Source organism: Kocuria sp. HMSC066H03 (assembly GCF_001812045.1).
Taxonomy (GTDB): domain Bacteria; phylum Actinomycetota; class Actinomycetes; order Actinomycetales; family Micrococcaceae; genus Kocuria; species Kocuria rhizophila.
The window spans coordinates 816,453-835,242 of record NZ_KV807506.1 but is presented as its reverse complement, the minus strand read 5'-3'; the positions used below and the strand labels follow the sequence as shown (position 1 = coordinate 835,242).

The following is an 18,790-nucleotide window of genomic DNA, read 5'->3' as shown; positions in this document are numbered from 1 at the left end:
TGGTCAAGGGAGTCAGGTCTACACCGTGGCGCCGGGCCGGCGCTACCCGTGTTGCGCCGGATGTCGCGCGGCGTCCCGCAGCAGGAGCCGGTGCAGCGTGGTGTCCCCCATGAGCTCGGGGTGGAAGCTGATGCCCAGGATGCTCCCCTGCCGCACCGCGACCACCGCGTCCCCGTGCCTTGCGAGCACCTCCACGCCCTCGCCGGTGCGGGTGACCTCCGGCGCACGGATGAACGCGGCCTTCAGGTGGTCTCCCGGCCCGACGACGTCGCTCGGCGGGCCCAGCCACGGCAGGTCCACCTCTGCGGACGCCACCTGCGAGCCGAACGCGTTGCGGTTCACGCTCACGTCCAGCACGCCCAGAGACTGCTGGCCCGGCGCGGGGTCCTCGATCCCCGAGGACAGCATGATGAGCCCCGCGCACGTCCCGAGCGTGGGCAGCCCGCCGCGGATCGCCTCCTGCAGCGGCTCGAACAGTCCGAACGTGCGGCACAGCCGGTCCACGGTGGAGGACTCGCCGCCGGGAAGGATCAGCGCGTCGATGCCCTCCAAATCCTCGGGTGCGCGCACCTTCACGGCACGGGCGCCCAGGGACTCCGCGGCCCTCATGTGCTCGACCACCCCGCCCTGCAGGGCGAGCACGCCCACCACGGGGGACGACGCCGCCTCCGCGGCCCGCGCGCCCGAGGTGGGGAGGGCAGCGGTGGCCGGGAGGGCGGCGTCGTCGGTCATGGGGTGCTGCGAGCGGGGCTCGCTCACCATCCGCGCTCCGCGAGACGGTGCGGCGCGGGGAGGTCCGCCACGTTGATGCCCACCATGGCCTCGCCGAGGCCGCGGGAGGCGTCCGCGATGCGGGCGGGGTCGTCGTAGTAGGCGGTCGCGGCCACGATCGCGCGCGCACGCTCGGCGGGGTTGCCGGACTTGAAGATGCCGGAGCCCACGAACACGCCGTCCGCGCCCAGCTGCATCATCATCGCGGCGTCCGCGGGGGTGGCCACGCCGCCGGCGGTGAACATCACGACCGGCAGGGACCCGGTGCGGGCCACCTCGGCCACGAGCTCGTAGGGCGCCTGCAGCTCCTTGGCCTTGACGTACAGGGCGTCCGGGGCGGCGGTGTAGAGCGCCTGCAGCTCCGCGATCTGCGCGCGGATGGTGCGGATGTGCTTGGTGGCCTCGGAGACGTCGCCCGTGCCGGCCTCACCCTTGGAGCGGATCATGGCCGCGCCCTCGGTGATCCGGCGCAGCGCCTCGCCCAGGTTGGTGGCGCCGCACACGAACGGGACGTCGAAGCGGTGCTTGTCGATGTGGTTGGCGTAGTCCGCCGGGGAGAGCACCTCGGACTCGTCGATGTAGTCCACCTTGAGGTGCTGCAGCACCTGCGCCTCCACGAAGTGCCCGATCCGCGCCTTGGCCATCACGGGGATGGAGACGGTGTCGATGATGGACTCGATGAGGTCCGGATCGCTCATCCGCGCCACGCCGCCCTGCGAGCGGATGTCCGCGGGCACGCGCTCGAGGGCCATGACGGCCACCGCACCGGCGTCCTCGGCAATGCGGGCCTGCTCCGCGGTGACCACGTCCATGATCACGCCGCCCTTGAGCATGTCCGCGAGACCGCGCTTCACGAGGCGCGAGCCGGTCACGGGGGTGGGGTTCTGGGCGGAGGTCTGGGAAGTCTCAGTCATGGGGTCCATCCTGACGCGCGGAAGTGGTCCAGTGACAGGGCCATAATTGAGGGAAATGGCTGGTCCAGATGCCGCTGAGCTGTGGTGATGCGAAACCTAGGGAAATGGTGGCAGGTATATAAAATTTACTATACCTGCATAGAATTTCCTGCATGGACCTCGCTGCCAATCCCTACAGCCCCGGCTCGGGCCTGCGTCCGAAAGTGCTCAGCGGCCGCGCGGCGGAAGTCGAGGCCTTCGACCTCCTGATCGCCCGCACCAAGCTGCGCCGCCCCAACCGGGGAATGGTCCTCACCGGGTTGCGCGGCGTGGGCAAGACCGTGCTCCTGAACGTTCTCCGGGCCCAGGCAGACCACCACGGCTGGCTCACGGTCCAGTTGGAGGGTCGTCCGGAGGGACGGGGCCGGGAAGAAGTCAGGGACAGGCTCTCCCGTGAGCTCATCGTTGCCGCCCGGCGGCACCACGGGCGTCACCCGGGACCCCGCTTCGCGGAAGCCCTGGCCACCATCCAGTCCTTCAGCGTCTCGGTGGGCCCCGGTGGGGTGCCCGCAGGGGTGGACCTGAGGGGCGGGCGGGCCGGTTCCGGGCGTCTGGACGTGGACCTGGAAGAACTCGTGGCGGACCTCAGCGAACCCCTCGCGGCTGAGCACAGTGCCTTCGGCCTGTTCATCGACGAGATGCAGGACCTGGATCCGGATCTGATGAGTGCCATCATCACGGTGCAGCACATCGCTGGGCAGCGGGAGTGGCCGTTCTACCTCATCTGCGCGGGACTGCCCACCTTGCCCGCGACCCTCAGCGCCGCACGCAGCTATGCAGAGCGCCTCTTCGACTACCGGAGCATCGGACCGCTGAGCCGAGAGGCGGCGGGTCATGCCCTGTCCAGGCCCGCGAAGGAGGTCGGTGCAGCCTTCGAGCCCGATGCGCTCGATGCGCTCGTCTCCGCCACGGGCGGCTATCCCTACTTCATCCAGGAGTTCGGCCAGGCCGTGTGGGAGGTCGCCCCGTCCACTCCTTTCACCGCTGAGGATGCCGAGCTGGCCATCCAGCGGGGGTGGGCGCAGCTGGACGCCGGGTTTTTCCCCGCACGGTGGGGACGGGCCACTGGCAGAGAGCGTCAGTACATGAGCGCCATGGCACAGGATGGCGACGGGCCGTCGAGAACCGGCGAGTTGGCGGCACGCCTCGGTGTCACCACGAGCACGCTCGGTCCCACCCGCGCGCAGCTGCTTCACAAGGGCATGATCTACGCACCTGAGCACGGGAAGGTGGCCTTCACGGTGCCTGGTATGGCCGGATACATCGCTCGGCAGTTCGGGGCATGAGGCACCCCCGGGACGTCGACCTGCCCCTCACCGTGGACCGCACCTCCGGGGTGCCCCTGGGTGAGCAGCTGGTGCGTCAGGTCCGTGACCTCGTGGCGCGCGGCGTGCTCCGCCCGGGGGATCCGCTGCCGTCCTCCCGGGCACTCGCGGCCCGCCTGGGCACCTCCCGCGGCACCGTGACCGCGGCGTGGGACGTCCTCACCGGGGAGGGTTACCTCGTGGCGGACCGCGGTGCCACACGGATCACGCCGTCCCTGCACCTGGACCCGGAGAACGCACCGGCAGCGACAACGCCCCCATCCCGTACGCTTCCGGCCCCGGTCCGCACGACGCCGCCCCGGCCCCATCCGGTTCCGCCCCCGTCTCAGACGCCCCCGCCCCGCGCGACGCCGCCCGACCTCACGAGCACGCCCCGCCTTGCGACGTCGCACGATCCCACGACGCCGCCCGCCCACCCGGGCGCCGCGCGGCGTCCCCGATCTGCCGCAGCACCGTCCGGGACCCCGCTCCCGAGCGTGACCACCGTGGGCGGGGGCCGGGTCCTCGACCTGCGCCCGGGCACGGGCCCCGTCACCGCCCTGGACACCCCCGCGTGGCGCGGTGCGTGGCGGGACGCTGCGGGCGCGACCGCTCGGGGCGAGACGGCGGGGGCATCCCTCCAGGAGCACCTCTCGGCGTACCTGCGCCTCAGTCGCGGCGTCGTGCGCGCCCCGGAGGACATCCTGGTCACGGCCGGGGTCCGGGACGGGCTGCAGCTGGTGCTGCGGGTGCTCGGTCTCGCGCGGCGTCGCACCCTGCGGGTGGCCGTGGAGAACCCCGGCTACCCCGCGCTGCGCCGGGTGGTGGAGGCCACCGGGCACACCGCCCTGCCCGTGACCGTGGACCACCACGGCCTGGACCCCGCCGCCCTGCCCACCGGGCGCTGGGGAGGGGCCGGCCGCTGGGACGTGAGCGCACCCCCGGACGTGCTGGTGCTCACCCCGGGCCACCAGTACCCGCTGGGCGGCACCATGCCCGTGAGCCGCCGCGCGGAGCTGCTGGCCTGGGCCCGTGAGCACGGCGCGGTGGTCATCGAGGACGACTACGACTCCGAGCTGCGCCACACCGGCCAGCCCCTGCCCGCCCTCGGGGCCCTGGACACCGCGCGGGACACCGTGGTCACCCTCGGCAGCTTCGCCAAGGTGCTCGGCAGCTCCGTGGGGGTGGGCCACCTGGTGGCCCCGGACCCGCTGCTGCCGGAGCTGATCCGCGCGCGGGAGGACCTGGGCTCGCCGGTGTCCCGCGTGGCGCAGGACGCGATCGCCCGGTTCATGGACGCCGGGGAGTTCCAGCGCCACACGGCGCGCATGCGCCGTTCCTTCCGCCGACGCCGCTCGCTCGTCTCGGACGCGCTCGCGGACCTCCCCGGGGTGCTCGTGGTGCCCATGGCCGGTGGCGCCCACGCGGTGGTCGAGGTTCCGGACGAGGACGCCGCGGTGGCCCGGGCACGTGAGCGGGGCGTGCTGGTGAGTGGGATCGGGGAGTACTGGACGGGACGAGCACGCCCCGCGGGACGGACGCAGGCGGCGTCGTCGTCCGGGGGAGGACTGGTGCTGGGACTGACCGCGCGGGACGAGGATCTCGCGCGAGGCGCGGCTGTGCTGCGGGAGGTGCTGGGGGGCATCCCGGGTGGTGGGGGTCAGCGCGCCGGGGCTCCCACCAGGGACGCTCGCTAGACTGGCCGAAACACCCACGGCAGATTCAGGAGTTCCGGCGTGCCCCCACAGATTTCCGCACCGCGCGGCGGCGAGAACCGCGCCGACCGGGGAACCGACGTGCGCCACGACCTCTGGGCGCCCACGCTGGTGCGCGCCGTGGTGGCGCTCGTGTTCGCGGCGGTCACCGTGTTCTGGCAGGAGCCGTCGCTCGAGGCCGGGCGCTGGGTCATGGCGTTCTTCCTGGTGGGAACCGGGGCGTCCGCGATCTTCCTGCAGGTGCGCCTGAACCGCCGCGAGGACGTGGACCTCGGGGCCAGCCGGTCCATTCCGCAGTCCTACGGCGTGCTGTACGTCCTGGGTGGTGTGCTCACCGCAGTGGTGGCCCAGAGCAACTGGTTGTTCGTCCTGCTGTCCTCGGTGATCCTGGCGCTGTGCGGGATCACGGAACTCGTGCTCGGCATGCGCTTCCGCGGGCAGTTCCCGCTGGGGCGGGACTGGACCCTGTGCGGTGCGATCACCGTGTTCGCCGCCATGGGCATGGTGCTCGTGGAGACCCTCGGGGCCAAGGCCGAGCTGGGCGTGGTGGGCGGTGCCGCCATCCTGATCGGTGTCACCCAGCTGATCGCCGCGCTGAGTCTGCGCCACGACGCGCGGGTGGCGGACGGCCCCGCCGCGGGCCCGGCCCGCGAGGCCTGACGGCGTAGACTGGCTCCTTGAACCGACGGGCGGGAAGCCGCCCCCGACGCACACCCCCAGCACTGCCAGGAGGAATCACGTGGCCCAGCGCACTGAGCACAACGGCCGGCGCAAGACCGACATCAAGGGGCCCCTGGTCATCTCGGCGGTGCTCGCGGTCGTGGCGTTCGTGATCGTGTCCGTGGTGGCCGCCGGCGGTTCGGACAACGCCGCCCGCGTGGGCCTCGGGCTGATCGCCGCGGGCATCACGTTCATCGCCTCCGTGGTGGTGTGCGCCACCCTCATGCTGCTGGAGAAGCCCAACGCCGAGGAGCTCGGCCAGGGCACCGGCGTGAACCGCTCCTCCGCCAAGATCTTCGCGGAGAACAAGGCCCGCCGGGAGGCCGAGCGGGCCCGCCGGGCCGAGCAGGGTGGCACCGCGTCCACCGCCTCGGACGAGCCGGAGTTCGGGCAGCGCGTGCACCCGGACACCCAGGGTGAGGAGCCGGGCTCGAGCGCCCGCTGATCCGCTCACCGATCTCTTGACGGCTCCGCCCCGGTGACTCCTGGTCCCCGGGGCGGAGCCGTTGTGGCAGCTCGCGCCGCCGCGCGCGCCCTCAGCGGGCGAACCCCCGCAGCCGCAGCGAGTTCAGCACCACGAACACCGAGCTGAACGCCATCGCGGCACCGGCGACCATGGGGTTGAGCAGCCCCAGGGCGGCCACCGGGATGGCCACGGTGTTGTACGCGAACGCCCAGAACAGGTTGGACTTGATGGTGGACAGCGTCCTGCGGGACAGCCGGATGGCCAGCGGAACAGCGGTGAGCTCGCTGCGCACCACGGTGATGTCCGCGGCCTGCATGGCGGCGTCCGTGCCGGAGCCCATGGCGATCCCGAGGTCGGCGGTGGTCAGGGCCGGGGCGTCGTTGACGCCGTCGCCCACCATGGCCACCACGTGACCCTCGGAGCGCAGCTTCTCGATGGCCTGGACCTTGCCGTCCGGGGTGACGTCCGCGATCACGTCCGCGGGGTCGATGCCCACCTGCTCGGCCACGGAACGCGCCACCGCGGCGTTGTCACCGGTCAGCAGGACGGGGCGCAGCCCCAGGTCCTTGAGCTCGGCAATCGCCGCCGGGGCCTCGTCCTTCACGGTGTCCCGCAGGTCGACGAACCCGGCCAGCCGCCCGTCCACCGCCACGAGGATGGTGGTGGTGCCGCCCGCGCGGGCCAGCTCCAGGGCGTTGGTCTCCTCGGTGTTCAGGCGCACGCCGTTCTCGTGCAGCCAGGACTCCCGGCCCACCACCACGAAGCGCGCGTTCATGCCGTCCGGGACGTAGCCCCGCACGCCGCCGCCCGGTGCGGACTCGAAGCGGGTGACCTCGTAGCGGTGCGGGGTGGCCGCCGCAATGGCGTGGGCGATCGGGTGCTCCGAGTAGCGCTCCACGGCCGCGGCCAGGTCCAGCACCTGGTCCTTGGACCACGCGTTGAGCGGGGTCACCGCGCTCACAGCCATCTCACCGTGGGTCACGGTACCGGTCTTGTCCATCACCACGGAGTCCACGGAACGTGTGTCCTCCAGGACCTCCGCGGACGTGATGAGGATGCCCAGCTGGGCGCCGCGCCCGGTTCCGGTGAGCATGGCCGTGGGGGTGGCCAGGCCCAGGGCGCACGGGCACGCGATGACCAGCACGGACACCGCCGCCACGAACGCGCGGTTGGGGTCCCCGGTCACCACCAGCCAGATCACCAGCGTCAGCAGGGCGATGCCCATGACCACGGGCACGAACATGGACGAGATCCGGTCCGCGAGCCGCGCCACCGGGGCCTTGGTGGCCTGGGCGCGGGCAACCGTGCGGCTCATCGAGGCCAGGACGGTGTCCGAGCCCACGTGGGTGGCGCGGGCCAGCAGCCGGCCCGTGGTGTTCACGGTGGCTCCGGTGAGCTCATCCCCGGGTCCCACCTCCACGGGCATGGACTCGCCCGTCAGCATGGAGGCGTCCACGGCGGACTCGCCCTCCAGGACCACGGCGTCCGTGGCGATCTTCTCGCCCGGTCGCACCGCGAAGGTGTCTCCCACCCGCAGCTCGGACACGGGCACCGTGCGTTCGGTGCCGTCCTCGGCCACCACGGTGGCCTGCTGCGCGCCGAGGTCCAGCAGGGCCTTCAGGGCCTCACCGGAGCGGGACTTCGCGCGGGCCTCGAGCCAACGCCCCAGCAGCAGGAACGTGGTCACCAGGGCCGCGGACTCGAAGTACAGCTGGTGCGCGGACATGTCCATGCCCTCGCCCGGGTGGGCGTGAGCGGTCATGCCCGGATCGGCCACCAGTTGCCACAGCGAGAACAGGTACGCGGCGGCCACGCCCAGGGAAACCAGCGTGTCCATGGTGGTGGACAGGTGCCGCGCGTTCACGGCGGTGGCCCGGTGGAACGGCCACGCCGCCCACGTGACCACGGGCAGCGCGAGCAGCGCCGCCACCCAGCCCCAGTGCGGGAACTGGGCGCCCGGGACCATGGACATCACGAACACGGGCACGGAGAACGCCGCCGCGACCCAGAAGCGCTTCTTGAGGTCGTTCATCCGGCGCTGCGCCGGAGTGGTTTCGAGCGCCGGATCGCGGTGCTCGTTCTCGGCCGGTCCCCGCTCGCTGCGGGCGGCGTCCTCAGCGGGTTCCTGGGCACCGCGGGGCGCGGCAGCCGCTGGGCTCGCGTCAGGGGAGGCGGACGACGACGTCGTACCCGCCGCTGCGTCCCCCGCGTCCGGCTGGCCTGCGGTTTCGTGGGAGACGGGGTTCCCGCCCTGGTGGGGAGCCTCGGAGGGCTCCGGGCCCGTGCCCGGACGGGAGGTCCCGGAGGGCGCGCCGGAGCCGTGGGTCGCGGTGGTCCCCTGGGCGGCGTCGGGGCCGCCGGTACCGGTCCGCCGCTGGGATGCCGGCGCGCTCTGCTGCGCGCCTCCCGTGATGCGGGCCTCGTACCCGGCGCGGTGGACGGTGTCCACGATCTGCTCGTCCGGGACGTTCTGAGGGACCTTCACGGTCGCGGACTCCAGGGCCAGGTTCACCGCGGGGTCCACGCCGTCGATCTTGCGCAGCTTGCGCTCGATCCGGCCCACGCACGAGGCGCACGTCATGCCGGAGATCTCCAGCTCCAGCTCCCGCAGGGGTCCGTGGACCTCGCTGTCGAGGGTGTCGGTGGATGTGGTGGTGTCACTCAACGGTGTACCCCGCTTCCGTCACGGCCGCGGAGATCTCCTCCGGGCTCAGCTCGCGCTCGCTCGTGATGCGCACCGGGGACGTGCCGCCCGCCTTGAGGTCCACGTCCACGGACGTCACGCCGGGGATCTCGGACAGCTCCTCCGTGACGGAGGAGACGCAGTGGCCGCAGGTCATGCCGGAGACGTTGACGGTGGTGTTCATGGATTTCTCCTTCGGGTCGGTGGGCCCGGGGTGGGCCCGGAAAATCGTGAGGGGGTGTGCGTCAGCTCTTGACCAGGCGCGCGATCGCGGCGTTGGCCTCCGCGAGCTTCTCGTCCATCTCCGAGGTGTCCCCGGTGTCGTGGGCGTGCTCCACGGCGTGCTTGACGCAGTGGCCCAGGTGCTCCTCCATGAGCCCCAGGCTCACGGACTTCAGGGCTGACTGGATCGCGGAGATCTGCGTGAGGACGTCGATGCAGTAGGTGTCCTCGTCGATCATCCGCTGGATCCCGCGCACCTGGCCCTCGATGCGCTTGAGGCGCCGGGCGTAGGAGGCCTTGTCCTGGGTGTAGCCGTGGGTGGGGGTGTCCTGGGTGCTCATGGCTCCCACCGTATACCCCTTGGGGGTATCCGTTCAAGGTGGGGCCGGTCACGCGAGGTGTCGGGGCGATTCGGGATCGCCGGGCCATGCCGGGCGGAGTGGTGCGGGGATCGGGGCGCGAGGCACGCCCGGGGTGACCGGGCGGCGTCGTGGACGGGTGCTGCGGAGGTGGCGAGGGCTCAGGAACCGCTGCGCAGCACCGTGCGCATGGTGCGCTGCAGCGCGTGGGCCATCTCCTCGGTGCCCACCGCCGAGGCGGGGGAGTCCGCGTCCTGCTGCCGCAGGACCGTCATGAGCCCGCCGGCCACGAAGTAGGTCCGCAGCCACTGGTCGGGGTCGAGGTCGTCCAGCCCCGTGTCGAAGGCGGCCCGCGCCACGCGCTCGGCGAGCCACAGCTCCACGATGGGGCGCACGCGCGAGGCGAGCTGGCGGTTGCCCACGGTGGCCAGGTTCCCCATGCCGTGGGTGTGCACGAAGTCGATCAGCCGCTCCAGGGGCTTCTCGATCCCGGAGCCCTCGAACGTCTCGAACTCGCGCGCGGTGTGCGAGAGCTCCTGCTTCACGATGTCGGCGTAGACGTCGTCGAGGCCCGAGTAGTGCTGGTAGAAGGTGGGGCGCGAGATCGCGGCCTTCTTGCACAGCTGGGAGATGGTGATGCTGCGGGCGTCCTGGACCTCCAGCAGCTGAAGGCACGCGGTGCGCACGGCGTTCAGGGTGTGGGCCACCCGGACGTCCACCGGGGGGCCCTGGGGGGTGTCGTCGGCCGGGGCGTCCATGGGGCCAGGATAGCAGTTGCGAACGGCTTACCTTACATTTGAAAAGCACACTTACAGGTGTAAGGTAGGCCGACATGTCGTCACCTCAACCACCCGGGACCGGGTCCCGCGTTCCGGCCACGATGATCCTCGTGGCCATGCTCTTCCCCGTGTTCATGGCCTTCGCGTATCCCGCCTCCTACGTATCGGCCATGCACCAGCCCGCGCCGCACCACATGGAGGTGGAGGTGATCGGCGCCGGTGCGCCCGCCCAGCAGGTGGCCCGCCAGGTGGCGGCGCAGGGCAAGGACGCGCTGGACGTCAGCACCGTGGCGGATGCGGACACCGCGCGCCAGGACGTGCTCGAGCGCAGGACCCGCGCCGCGTTCGACCCCGCGAGCGGGGACCTCTTCGTGGCCAGTGCCGGCGGCCGGCAGGCCACCGGGGTCGCGCAGGGGGTGTTCCAGCAGGTGGCCTCCCAGACGGGGGTGCCACTGAAGGTTCAGGACCTCCGCAAGCCCGCACCCAAGGACACCCTGGGCATCGCGTACATGTACCTCATGACGGCGTGCGTGACGGCCGGCTACGTCACCTCCACGATGCTCGGCAACCTGGGCAAGGGCATGCGGCTGCGCTCCAAGCTGGCGCTGATCGGGGTGCTGTCGGTGGTGGCCGCCGTGCTCACCACCGGTGTCACCTGGGGCTTCTACGGGGTGTACGACTCGCACCTGGTGGCCGCCGGTCTGGTGGCCATGGGCGCGTACCTCACCGCGGCCGTGTTCCAGCTCGGCGTGGGCGGTCTGCTGGGCCAGGCCGCCACGATCGTGGGGATCACCGTGTTCGTGATCCTGGGCATCCCGGCCTCGGGGATCGCCACCAGCCCGGACCTGATGCCCGGTTTCTTCCAGGTGATCCACCGCATGATGCCCACCGGCGCCATCGGCGAGCTGCTGCAGCGGATCGTCTACTTCGACGGCCACGGCGTGGGCCCCTGGATCCTGCTGCTGGCCACCTGGCTGCTGCTGGGCGCGGGGCTGCTGTGGCTGGGCTCCCTCCGCTCCCCGCACCCGGGTGAGGACCGCGGCGTGATCGCGGACCAGGTGGACCACGCCCGCAAGCACCCCGACGAGCCCCTTCTCACGGCTTACGACTCCGACGACTCCGATGACGACGACGCCGCCGCGCGCCCCGCGCGCGCACGGCACCGGGCCCAGGAAGTGACGCACGCATGAACGATCAGAACCCGACCCCCGGCCAGGACCGTGGGGACGCCGCGGTGAGTGCGGCGGGCTCCACGGTGGTCCCCGAGTCCGAGCGCCCGCTCGAGGACGGCTTCATGGGCCGGATGGCGCAGATGCCTCCCGCCTCGGCCATCGGTGCTATGCAGAATCCCACGGCCCCGCCGCGCCGCACGGTGGACGCGAAGCTCACGCAGAAGCGCATGGTCACGGTGGGCATGCTGCTGCCGCTGTTCATGATGTTCGTGATGCCCATGCTCATGGTGGGCACCACCGTGGATGTGACCCCCCGTGACATGCAGGTGGCCGTGATCGGCACCGGCGCGCAGACTGCGGACCTCGCCCAGCAGCTCACGGACGGCTCCGCGGGGGACTTCGACGTGCACCGCGTGGACACCGTGGACGACGGCCGCCACGAGGTGCGCACGCACGACGCCCGCGCGGCCTACGACCCCGCCACCGGCACCCTCCACACCGCCGGGGCCAACGGCCGCCAGGTGAACGCCGCCGTGACGCAGCTGTTCACCCCGGTGGCGCAGAAGGCGCAGAAGCAGCTGCACACCGAGGACGTGGCCCCCGCGGCGGAGAACGACCCGAACGGCACCACCATCACCTACCTGGCCCTCGGGGCGATCCTGGGCGGGTTCATGACGGGCATCGTGAGCAGCCTCATGCCCGCCGGCACCAAGCTGCGCATCGCGCTGTGGTTCCTCATGCCGGCCGTGGTGGCCACGGGCATGGTGGTCTACGGCTGGGCGGTGTTCGGGATCTTCAGCGGCAGCGCGTTCGTGCCGTGGTGCATGCTCTACATGCTGTGCCTGTCCTGCGTGACCGTGACCACCGGGCTCATGCTCGTGTTTGGTCCCGTGGCCATGCCGGTGTGCATCTTCCTCATGCCGCTGCTCGGTCTCGGCGCCTCGGGGCTGACGACGCCGCTCGACATGGTCGGCGGTTTCTACGGCTGGGTGCACGGCTGGCTGTACTCGCCCCAGGGCGTGGCGGCCATCCGGGACGCCATCTACTTCCAGGACGTGTCCCTCGCGGCGCCGGTGTGGATCATGATCGCGTGGATCGCGGGCGGGATCGCCCTGGCCGTGTTCGGCACCCTGCGCCAGAAGCGCCGCCACCTGTTCGCCGTGCTGAGCGAACGGGAAGAGGCCAGCACCGCGGCGGCCGCGGCGGCGGCGTCGGTCTAGGAGATCGGTTTAGGAGACGGGGGTGGGCCGGGCGCAACAGTTCCGGCCACCACTGCGTCACGCCGTGGCAGGGGCGCCCCTCAGTCGAGAGGGGCCTCCCGCTTGGCTTGTGAACGCAGAGCCCCGCCCCGGTTGTGCCGCATGGTGAGAATGAGCGACGGCATCATGAACGCGACCACCGCGGCGGAGGCCCATGCGCCCACCTCCTGGAATCCCCGGATCGCGCCCCACATGAGCAGACTAAGACTGGCCGCCAGCATGAGATAGAAAACTGCGGGGCGTCGAGGACTGTGCGGCGCGCGCCCGAAGATCATCGGCAGTCGGGAGTTCTGGTTGGCCGCTGCCACCATGCGCATGGCGCAGAAGCTGAGCAGCGCACCCAGAGCGATGACGATGAGCCACACCATTGCCGAAACCGCCTCACGTTGCCGAAATTGGTGGTCGTCGTGCAGGGCCCACGACTGTACCCGTCGGCTGCGGGTCCACCCGTCAGGCGCGTCAGGGCGGTGAATGTCGGCGCCGGTGCTCGGCACCTGGTCAAAGACGTCTGCGCGCAGTCCTAGAGGTGAGCCGGGGGACGAGGCGGCAGGGCGGCGTCGTCATGCGGGAAAGTCAGGCCGCGGCGACCGGGGCGGCTGCGAGGACGGGTTCCGCGACCGAGTAGTCCAGGGTGGTGCGGGCGAACGAGGCGCCTAGGATGGCCTCCAGGCCGGGAATGAGCTCGGTGGTGATCTCGTCCTTGATGCGCTGGTTCTCCATGCTGGGGGTGAAGGCCAGGGTGACGGTGAGGTGAAGGTCGTCGAGGCCGCCCGTGATGGCAAAGTCCGCCGAGGCCACGGAGGGGTACACCTGCACACCGAGGGTGGCGGCGCGGGCCACGGAGGGCAGAGACACGCCCTCGAACGGGGTGTTCCGGGCAGATCCGAGATCGGTGACGGGCACCACCGTGGTGTCCGGTGCCGGGTCCTGTGCGAGCATCATTGCGAGCCCTCCGCTCTTCCTGAAAGCAGCCTTGGGGGAGCGGCGACAGGTTGATGGTCCAACTAACTGTTAGCTAATCTACTGGACCTATGCAGACGACATGTGCACCAGCCGCGAATCGCGCCGAGAACGACGCTGTATGACGTCCGAACCCGCCGTCCCGCGGCACTTCTGGTACGACGACTCGACCGAATCCGCGAGCGGCGTGGACGTGCTGAACCTCCTGCGCCGCTACCGCGACGCGGAGACCACCATGCGCTCGCGCGTGCGCGCGGACATGGACATGGGCGAGAAGGACATCCTGGCTCTGCGGCACCTGATCTCGGCGGACAAGACGGGCACGGCTCTGCGCCAGAAGGACGTGGCCGCGATGCTCGGGATCACCAACGCCTCCACGAGCGCGCTGGTGGACCGCCTGGTCCGCGACGGCTACGCCGAACGCATCCCCCACCCGGACGACCGCCGTTCCGTGGCGGTGGTCCCCACCGAGCACGGCAAGGAGGAGGTCCGCACCACCCTGCGGGACATGCACGGACGGATGATGGCCGTGGTCAACGAGATGTCCGCGGCGGAGCGGGACGTGGTGGCGGCCTTCCTGCGGAGGATGATCGAGGGCGTCACGCAACCGCCGGCTTCCTGACGCGCCGGATGCGGGGCTTTGTTAGTCTCCCCATCATGTCGGTCGCGAAGCTCTCGGTGAGCCACCAGAACTACCTGAGGGCCATCTGGAACCTGGGGGAGTGGTCTGCGGACCCCGTCACCACCTCCGCCGTGGCCCAGAAGGTGGGGCTGCGCGCCTCCTCCGTTTCGGATGCGCTCAAGAAGCTCACGGAGCAGGGTCTCGTGGCGCACACCCCGTACGGCGCCATCGAGCTCACCGAGCAGGGCCGGGCGCTCGCCGTGGAGATGGTGCGCCGCCACCGGCTGATCGAGACCTTCCTGGTGGAGATGCTCGGCTACCGCTGGGACCAGGTCCACGACGAGGCGGAGCACCTGGAGCACGCCGCCTCCGACTTCATGATCGACCGCCTGGACGATCTCCTGGGGCACCCCTCCCGCGACCCGCACGGTGATCCGATCCCCGCCAAGGACGGCACCATCACCTCTCCCGACGCCGTCTCCCTCACCACCGTCCCGGACGGTTCCCGCGTGCGCGTGGAACGGATCTCGGACCGGGACTCGGGGCTGCTCCGCTTCTTCGCCGAGCAGGGCATCGGCGTGGGGGTCCCCCTGGACATCCGCTCCGGCGGCCCCTACTCGGGTTCGGTCCAGGCTGTGCTGGACGACGGCGCTCGCAACGTCCCCCTCGGACAGACCGCCACCGACGCGGTCTGGGTCTCGCTTGGCGAGGTCAGTTCCTGACAGGACCGGGGCCTTCGGGGCGAGCCCGGCAAGCGAAACGACGGTGAGAGGGGCGCGGGGGCGGAGACTTTCTGTCCCGCGGCCCCCGGGCGCCACTCGGCGTCAGCCCCCTCCCGGGTCAGAGGATGCAGAACTCGTTGCCCTCGGGGTCCGCCATGACGGCCCAGCCCAGGTCGTGGCGGCGGTCGTCGACCATGACCGCTCCCAGGCGGAGCGCCCGCGTGATCTCCTCCTCCTGGGGGGCTCCCTGGGGAACGAGGTCCATGTGGGCCCGGTTCTTGACCTTCTTGGCGTCCGGGACCCTGAAGAAGAGCACGATGTAGCCGTCGGGGGTCACCAGGTAGCACTCGTCGGAGCCCGGGTGGTAGCAGTCGGGTTCGTGGATCGCCCAGTTCGTGAGCTCGCGCCAGAACTCCGCGACGGTGTGCGGGTCGATGGCGTCCCAGGTGGTGTGCGACAGGCGAAGCGACATGAGGGGTCTCTTTTCTCGAGCGGTCGACTGCAGGGTGTCTCTCACGGGTGAAACGTATGTTGCTTGTGAGAGTCAAACCCGGATCCCCCTCACATGCAAGACTTGACGTGTCTGTGAGGAGGGTGCATGACGGAGTTCAGCCACATTTCGGGCGACCGGATGCTCGACCTGGTCAACACCGTGGAGTGGCGGCTCGGCGGCCCCGCGCGGGAGGAGGATCTGACCTCCTACGACCGCGTGCTCACGTGGTGCCGGGAGTCCGGGCTGCTCGACGCGACTGAGCAGGAACAGCTCCAGGCTCTTGCCGGAGAGGATCCGCGCACCGCCGCCGCTGAACTGGGTCGGGTTGTCGCGCTGCGCGAGCGGGTCTACGAGGCACTGTTCCACGGTGACGAGCACGCGTCGGAGGCCATTGCCACCGCCTACCGGACCACCCTGGGCCACTCCCGCCTGTCCCGCCGCGGCGCGGGCTGGTGCTGGTCCGACAACGAGCTCACGCTGGCGACCGCCCGCCATCGCATCACCCGCGGCCTGGTAGAACTCATGAACCGGGGCGACCTCGACCGGCTCCACCAGTGCGAGGACGCCACCTGCGGGTGGGTCTACCTCGACACGTCCCCCCGGCGGAACCGGCGCTGGTGCGTCACGAGCGACTGCGGGGACCGGAACCGCTCCCGTGCCTACTACGCGCGGCAGCAGGAACGGAAGCGTGCCGCACAGGCCAGGGACCGGAACTCATAGCGCTGCCGCCCGGGCAGCCTTGGCCCGGCGGGGATCGACGCCTGCCCGACGCGCGCACGCAGGTCCCGTGTGGCGCGGGCAGGGTGCGGGACGCTGCCGGACCCGGCCCGGGCGCGGAGGTGCCCTACCCCGCCACCGCCCGCCGGCGACGTCGGGCCGCCAGTCTGCTGCCCAGCACCCCGTGCGCGGGGCTGAGCAAGTACGCGAGCGCGAAGGCCGCCGCGTGGACGAGCACCACCAGCCCGCCGGGGGAGGCGTTGAGCCAGTAGCTGAGGTAGATGCCCAGCAGCGCGGACGTGGCCGAGACGCACGGCGCGATCACCAGCATGGCCCCGAACCGGTCGGTGAGCAGATGTGCGGTGGCGCCCGGAATGATGAGCATGGCCACCACGAGCACCACCCCCACCACCTGCAGGGCTGCCACGGACGTCACCGCGAGCAGCCCCAGCAGCAGCCCGCCCAGGAACCGGGGGGAGAGCCCGATCGCGTGCGCGTGCTGGGGGTCGAACGCGTAGAGGGTGAGATCCCGCCGCTTGAGCACCATCACCGCCAGCGCCACCACCGCCAGCAGGCAGATCTGCAGCTGCTCCGCCGCGGAGATGCCCAGCACGTTGCCGAAGATGATGTGAGTCAGGTTCGTCTGGCTCGGGGTGACCGAGATGAGCACCAGACCCAGGGCGAACAGGGACGTGAACACGATCCCGATGGATGCGTCCTCCTTGACCCTGCTGGTCCCGCGCAGCCCGCCGATCAGCACCACCGCCAGCACACCCGCGACCAGCGCCCCCACGGTGAACGGGATGCCCAGGATGTAGGCGAGCACCACGCCGGGCAGCACCGCGTGGGACACGGCGTCCCCCATGAGCGACCACCCCACGAGCACCAGCCAGCACGAGAGCACCGCGCACACGGATGCCGCGGCCACGGTGGTGACCAGTGCGCGCAGCATGAACTCGTACTCCAGCGGCTGGGTGAACAGCTCCAGGGTGCTCATGCGCGGCCTCCTCGGTGCGGGGTGGGTGCGTCGGGTCTCATCACGGCGGCGGTCCCGTTGCGCGGGGGCACGACGCCGCCCGGGGCCGCGACCGTGCCCGAGGGTACGACGCCGCCCGGCGCCGGGGCGTCCCCCGCGGCAGGGCCCGGTGGCGGCCCCTCGTGAGCCGCGCCCGCGGCGAGCGGCGCGCGGTCGGCGGGAGCGGCGTCGTCGTCCCCCGGGGACCGCGGGGACGGGTCGGAGAGCACGTCCAGGCCGAACGCGCGCACGAGGTGCTCGGGTGCGAGCCCCTCCGCGACCGGCCCGTGGAAGAGCACATGGCGGCGCAGCAGGACCACGCTCTCGGCGAGCTGCGGCAGGGCGTGCAGGTCGTGGGTGGCCACGACCACCGCGCAATCCTGGGCGGCGAGCTCGTGCAGCAGCCGCACGATGGTCGCCTCGCTGCGCTTGTCCACGCCCGCGAACGGTTCGTCCAGGAGCAGGGTCCGCGCGCCCTGGGCGATGGCACGCGCCACGAAAACCCGCTTGCGCTGCCCGCCGGACAGCCGCCCGATCTGCCGCCCGGCCAGCTCCGTGAGCTCCACCCGCTCCAGCGCGTCCGCCACGGCGGCCCGGTCCGCGGGACGCGCCCGCCGAGTGGGGCCCATGTGCCCGTAGCGCCCGGTCATGACCACGTCCCGCACGGACAGCGGGAACGCCCAGTCCACGTCCTCGCTCTGCGGCACGTACCCCACCACGCCCCGCTTCCGCGCGGTGCGCGGGTCCATCCCGTCCAGCCGCACCTCGCCGGCCTCCAGGCGCACGGTGCCCATGAGCGCCTTGAACAGCGTGGACTTCCCGCTGCCGTTCATGCCCACCAGCCCCGTCACGCACCCGGGGGCGATCTCCAGGTCCACGCTGTCCAGGGCGCGCACGCGGCCGTAGTCGACGACGACGCCGCTCGCCCGGATCGCGGGCGTCACCGCGCCTTCCCGGACAGGCCGTTGGCAATGGTGTCCGCGTCGTGGCGCAGCAGGTCCAGGTAGGTGGGCACCGGGCCGTCCTGCTCCGAGAGGGAGTCCACGTAGAGGGTGCCGCCGTAGCGGGCGCCGGTGGCCTCCGCGACCTGCTGCATGGGCTTGTCGGAGACGGTGGACTCGCAGAACACCGCGGGCACCCTGTGCCGGTCCACGAACTCGATGGCGGAGCTGACCTGCTGCGGGGTGGCCTCCTGCTCCGCGTTGACCGGCCAGATGTACTTCTCGGTGAGCCCGGTGTCCCGCGCCAGGTAGGAGAACGCGCCCTCGCACGTGACCAGCGCGCGCTCGTTGCGGGGCAGCGCCTCCAACTTCTTGGACAGCTCCGTGCCGATTGCACGGATCTGCTCCTTGTACTTCTCCCCGTTGTCCCGGAACTGCTGGGCGTGCTCGCCGTCCAGCTCGCTGAGCGCGGCGACGATGTTGTCCACGTAGCGCTCGCCGTTGCGCGGGCTCATCCACGCGTGGGGATTGGGGGTTCCGGGGGTGTCGGCGATGTCCAGGGGCTCCACACCCTCGGAGACCACCTTGTGGGTCAGGTTCGCGGAGGAGGTGAACTGCTCGAGCCACTGCTCCAGGTGCAGCCCGTTGTCCAGCACCAGGTCCGCGCGGGAGGCCTTGGTGACGTCCTGCGGAGTGGGCTCGTAGTCGTGGATCTCCGCGCCCGGCTTGGTGATGGACTCCACGCTCACGTGCTCCCCGGCCACCGCGGCGGTCATGTCCTGGAGCACGGTGAACGTGGTGAGCACGGTGGGCTTCTCGGAGCTGCCGCCGGGCCCGGCCCCCGCGCAGCCGCTCAGAACCAGCACACCCGTGGCCGCCACGGCGGCGGCCCTCCATCTCCGTCGACCTCGCACCCA

Annotated in this window: 21 protein-coding genes; 9 read left to right on the top strand and 12 right to left on the bottom strand. The window is 71.4% G+C overall.

Annotation, left to right across the window (positions count from 1 at the left end; genetic code table 11):
- Positions 1–42: 42 nt before the first annotated feature.
- Together pdxT and pdxS are read right to left on the bottom strand one after the other, a co-directional pair.
- Positions 43–759, bottom strand: a complete 717-nt coding sequence (gene pdxT, locus HMPREF2833_RS07175; RefSeq protein WP_183085936.1) for a pyridoxal 5'-phosphate synthase glutaminase subunit PdxT — start codon at positions 757–759, stop codon at positions 43–45.
- Entirely contained in the window at positions 756–1,685 is a 930-nt protein-coding gene (gene pdxS / locus HMPREF2833_RS07170; RefSeq protein WP_019309740.1) for a pyridoxal 5'-phosphate synthase lyase subunit PdxS, read from the bottom strand. Before pdxS ends, pdxT begins: the two co-directional genes overlap by 4 nt.
- Before the next feature lie 152 nt (positions 1,686–1,837).
- On the opposite strand from pdxS, the gene HMPREF2833_RS07165 reads away from it, so the two are divergent.
- From HMPREF2833_RS07165 to HMPREF2833_RS07150, 4 genes are all read left to right on the top strand, one after another.
- Positions 1,838–3,010 (top strand): ATP-binding protein, encoded by a 1,173-nt coding sequence (locus tag HMPREF2833_RS07165; RefSeq protein WP_070637164.1) that lies wholly within the window; start codon positions 1,838–1,840, stop codon positions 3,008–3,010.
- Positions 3,007–4,725, top strand: coding sequence for an aminotransferase-like domain-containing protein (locus tag HMPREF2833_RS07160; protein ID WP_070637162.1), 1,719 nt, complete (start codon positions 3,007–3,009; stop codon positions 4,723–4,725). The genes HMPREF2833_RS07165 and HMPREF2833_RS07160 overlap by 4 nt, the downstream gene beginning before the upstream one ends.
- A 39-nt stretch (positions 4,726–4,764) precedes the next feature.
- Complete coding sequence (locus tag HMPREF2833_RS07155) at positions 4,765–5,403, top strand: hypothetical protein (RefSeq protein ID WP_223246086.1); 639 nt, start codon at positions 4,765–4,767, stop codon at positions 5,401–5,403.
- A 79-nt stretch (positions 5,404–5,482) separates the two neighbouring features.
- A complete protein-coding gene (locus HMPREF2833_RS07150) occupies positions 5,483–5,908 on the top strand; it encodes a hypothetical protein (protein WP_070637160.1) in 426 nt (141 codons plus the stop codon).
- Between the two features lie 91 nt (positions 5,909–5,999).
- Here HMPREF2833_RS07150 and HMPREF2833_RS07145 read toward each other — a convergent pair whose 3' ends face one another.
- From HMPREF2833_RS07145 to HMPREF2833_RS07130, 4 genes are all read right to left on the bottom strand, one after another.
- Positions 6,000–8,594 carry a heavy metal translocating P-type ATPase gene (locus HMPREF2833_RS07145; RefSeq protein WP_070637158.1) on the bottom strand — a complete coding sequence of 865 codons (2,595 nt, stop codon included), beginning with the start codon at positions 8,592–8,594 and terminating at the stop codon, positions 6,000–6,002.
- Positions 8,587–8,796 (bottom strand): heavy-metal-associated domain-containing protein, encoded by a 210-nt coding sequence (locus HMPREF2833_RS07140; protein ID WP_070637156.1) that lies wholly within the window; start codon positions 8,794–8,796, stop codon positions 8,587–8,589. The genes HMPREF2833_RS07145 and HMPREF2833_RS07140 overlap by 8 nt, the downstream gene beginning before the upstream one ends.
- A gap of 61 nt (positions 8,797–8,857) precedes the next feature.
- On the bottom strand, positions 8,858–9,175 hold the full coding sequence (locus HMPREF2833_RS07135) for a metal-sensitive transcriptional regulator (RefSeq protein WP_039101494.1): 318 nt from the start codon (positions 9,173–9,175) through the stop codon (positions 8,858–8,860).
- Between the two features lie 179 nt (positions 9,176–9,354).
- Positions 9,355–9,951, bottom strand: coding sequence for a TetR/AcrR family transcriptional regulator (locus HMPREF2833_RS07130; protein ID WP_070637154.1), 597 nt, complete (start codon positions 9,949–9,951; stop codon positions 9,355–9,357).
- Positions 9,952–10,025: 74 nt separating this feature from the next.
- Here HMPREF2833_RS07130 and HMPREF2833_RS07125 point away from each other — a divergent pair, with 74 nt between their 5' ends.
- Both HMPREF2833_RS07125 and HMPREF2833_RS07120 read left to right on the top strand, forming a co-directional pair.
- Positions 10,026–11,162 (top strand): ABC transporter permease, encoded by a 1,137-nt coding sequence (locus tag HMPREF2833_RS07125; protein ID WP_141756165.1) that lies wholly within the window; start codon positions 10,026–10,028, stop codon positions 11,160–11,162.
- The gene (locus tag HMPREF2833_RS07120) at positions 11,159–12,364 is read left to right on the top strand and encodes an ABC transporter permease (RefSeq protein ID WP_070637150.1); all 1,206 of its coding nucleotides are present in this window, start codon (positions 11,159–11,161) and stop codon (positions 12,362–12,364) included. Before HMPREF2833_RS07125 ends, HMPREF2833_RS07120 begins: the two co-directional genes overlap by 4 nt.
- 80 nt (positions 12,365–12,444) lie before the next feature.
- On the opposite strand, the gene HMPREF2833_RS07115 is transcribed toward HMPREF2833_RS07120, so the two are convergent.
- Both HMPREF2833_RS07115 and HMPREF2833_RS07110 read right to left on the bottom strand, forming a co-directional pair.
- On the bottom strand, positions 12,445–12,771 hold the full coding sequence (locus HMPREF2833_RS07115; RefSeq protein WP_070637148.1) for a hypothetical protein: 327 nt from the start codon (positions 12,769–12,771) through the stop codon (positions 12,445–12,447).
- 205 nt (positions 12,772–12,976) lie between these two features.
- Positions 12,977–13,345, bottom strand: a complete 369-nt coding sequence (locus HMPREF2833_RS07110) for a hypothetical protein (protein ID WP_070637146.1) — start codon at positions 13,343–13,345, stop codon at positions 12,977–12,979.
- A gap of 139 nt (positions 13,346–13,484) precedes the next feature.
- Between HMPREF2833_RS07110 and HMPREF2833_RS07105 the strand changes: the two genes are divergently transcribed.
- Together HMPREF2833_RS07105 and HMPREF2833_RS07100 are read left to right on the top strand one after the other, a co-directional pair.
- Positions 13,485–13,985, top strand: a complete 501-nt coding sequence (locus HMPREF2833_RS07105; protein ID WP_070637143.1) for a MarR family winged helix-turn-helix transcriptional regulator — start codon at positions 13,485–13,487, stop codon at positions 13,983–13,985.
- A 35-nt stretch (positions 13,986–14,020) separates the two neighbouring features.
- Positions 14,021–14,707, top strand: coding sequence for a metal-dependent transcriptional regulator (locus HMPREF2833_RS07100; protein WP_070637141.1), 687 nt, complete (start codon positions 14,021–14,023; stop codon positions 14,705–14,707).
- Between the two features lie 118 nt (positions 14,708–14,825).
- Here the strand turns inward: HMPREF2833_RS07100 and HMPREF2833_RS07095 are convergent, their stop codons facing one another.
- Positions 14,826–15,179: a VOC family protein gene (locus tag HMPREF2833_RS07095; RefSeq protein WP_070637139.1), complete on the bottom strand. Its 354-nt coding sequence runs from the start codon at positions 15,177–15,179 to the stop codon at positions 14,826–14,828.
- Positions 15,180–15,305: 126 nt separating this feature from the next.
- Between HMPREF2833_RS07095 and HMPREF2833_RS07090 the strand changes: the two genes are divergently transcribed.
- The gene (locus HMPREF2833_RS07090; protein WP_070637137.1) at positions 15,306–15,920 is read left to right on the top strand and encodes a CGNR zinc finger domain-containing protein; all 615 of its coding nucleotides are present in this window, start codon (positions 15,306–15,308) and stop codon (positions 15,918–15,920) included.
- A 124-nt stretch (positions 15,921–16,044) separates the two neighbouring features.
- On the opposite strand, the gene HMPREF2833_RS07085 is transcribed toward HMPREF2833_RS07090, so the two are convergent.
- Genes HMPREF2833_RS07085 through HMPREF2833_RS07075 form a run of 3 tightly spaced genes read right to left on the bottom strand, consistent with a single transcriptional unit; the run spans position 16,045 to position 18,754 of the window.
- Positions 16,045–16,914 carry a metal ABC transporter permease gene (locus HMPREF2833_RS07085; RefSeq protein WP_070637135.1) on the bottom strand — a complete coding sequence of 290 codons (870 nt, stop codon included), beginning with the start codon at positions 16,912–16,914 and terminating at the stop codon, positions 16,045–16,047.
- Positions 16,911–17,876, bottom strand: coding sequence for a metal ABC transporter ATP-binding protein (locus HMPREF2833_RS07080; RefSeq protein ID WP_070637134.1), 966 nt, complete (start codon positions 17,874–17,876; stop codon positions 16,911–16,913). The genes HMPREF2833_RS07085 and HMPREF2833_RS07080 overlap by 4 nt, the downstream gene beginning before the upstream one ends.
- Positions 17,873–18,754: a metal ABC transporter substrate-binding protein gene (locus HMPREF2833_RS07075; protein ID WP_239357670.1), complete on the bottom strand. Its 882-nt coding sequence runs from the start codon at positions 18,752–18,754 to the stop codon at positions 17,873–17,875. The genes HMPREF2833_RS07080 and HMPREF2833_RS07075 overlap by 4 nt, the downstream gene beginning before the upstream one ends.
- Positions 18,755–18,790: the final 36 nt, after the last annotated feature.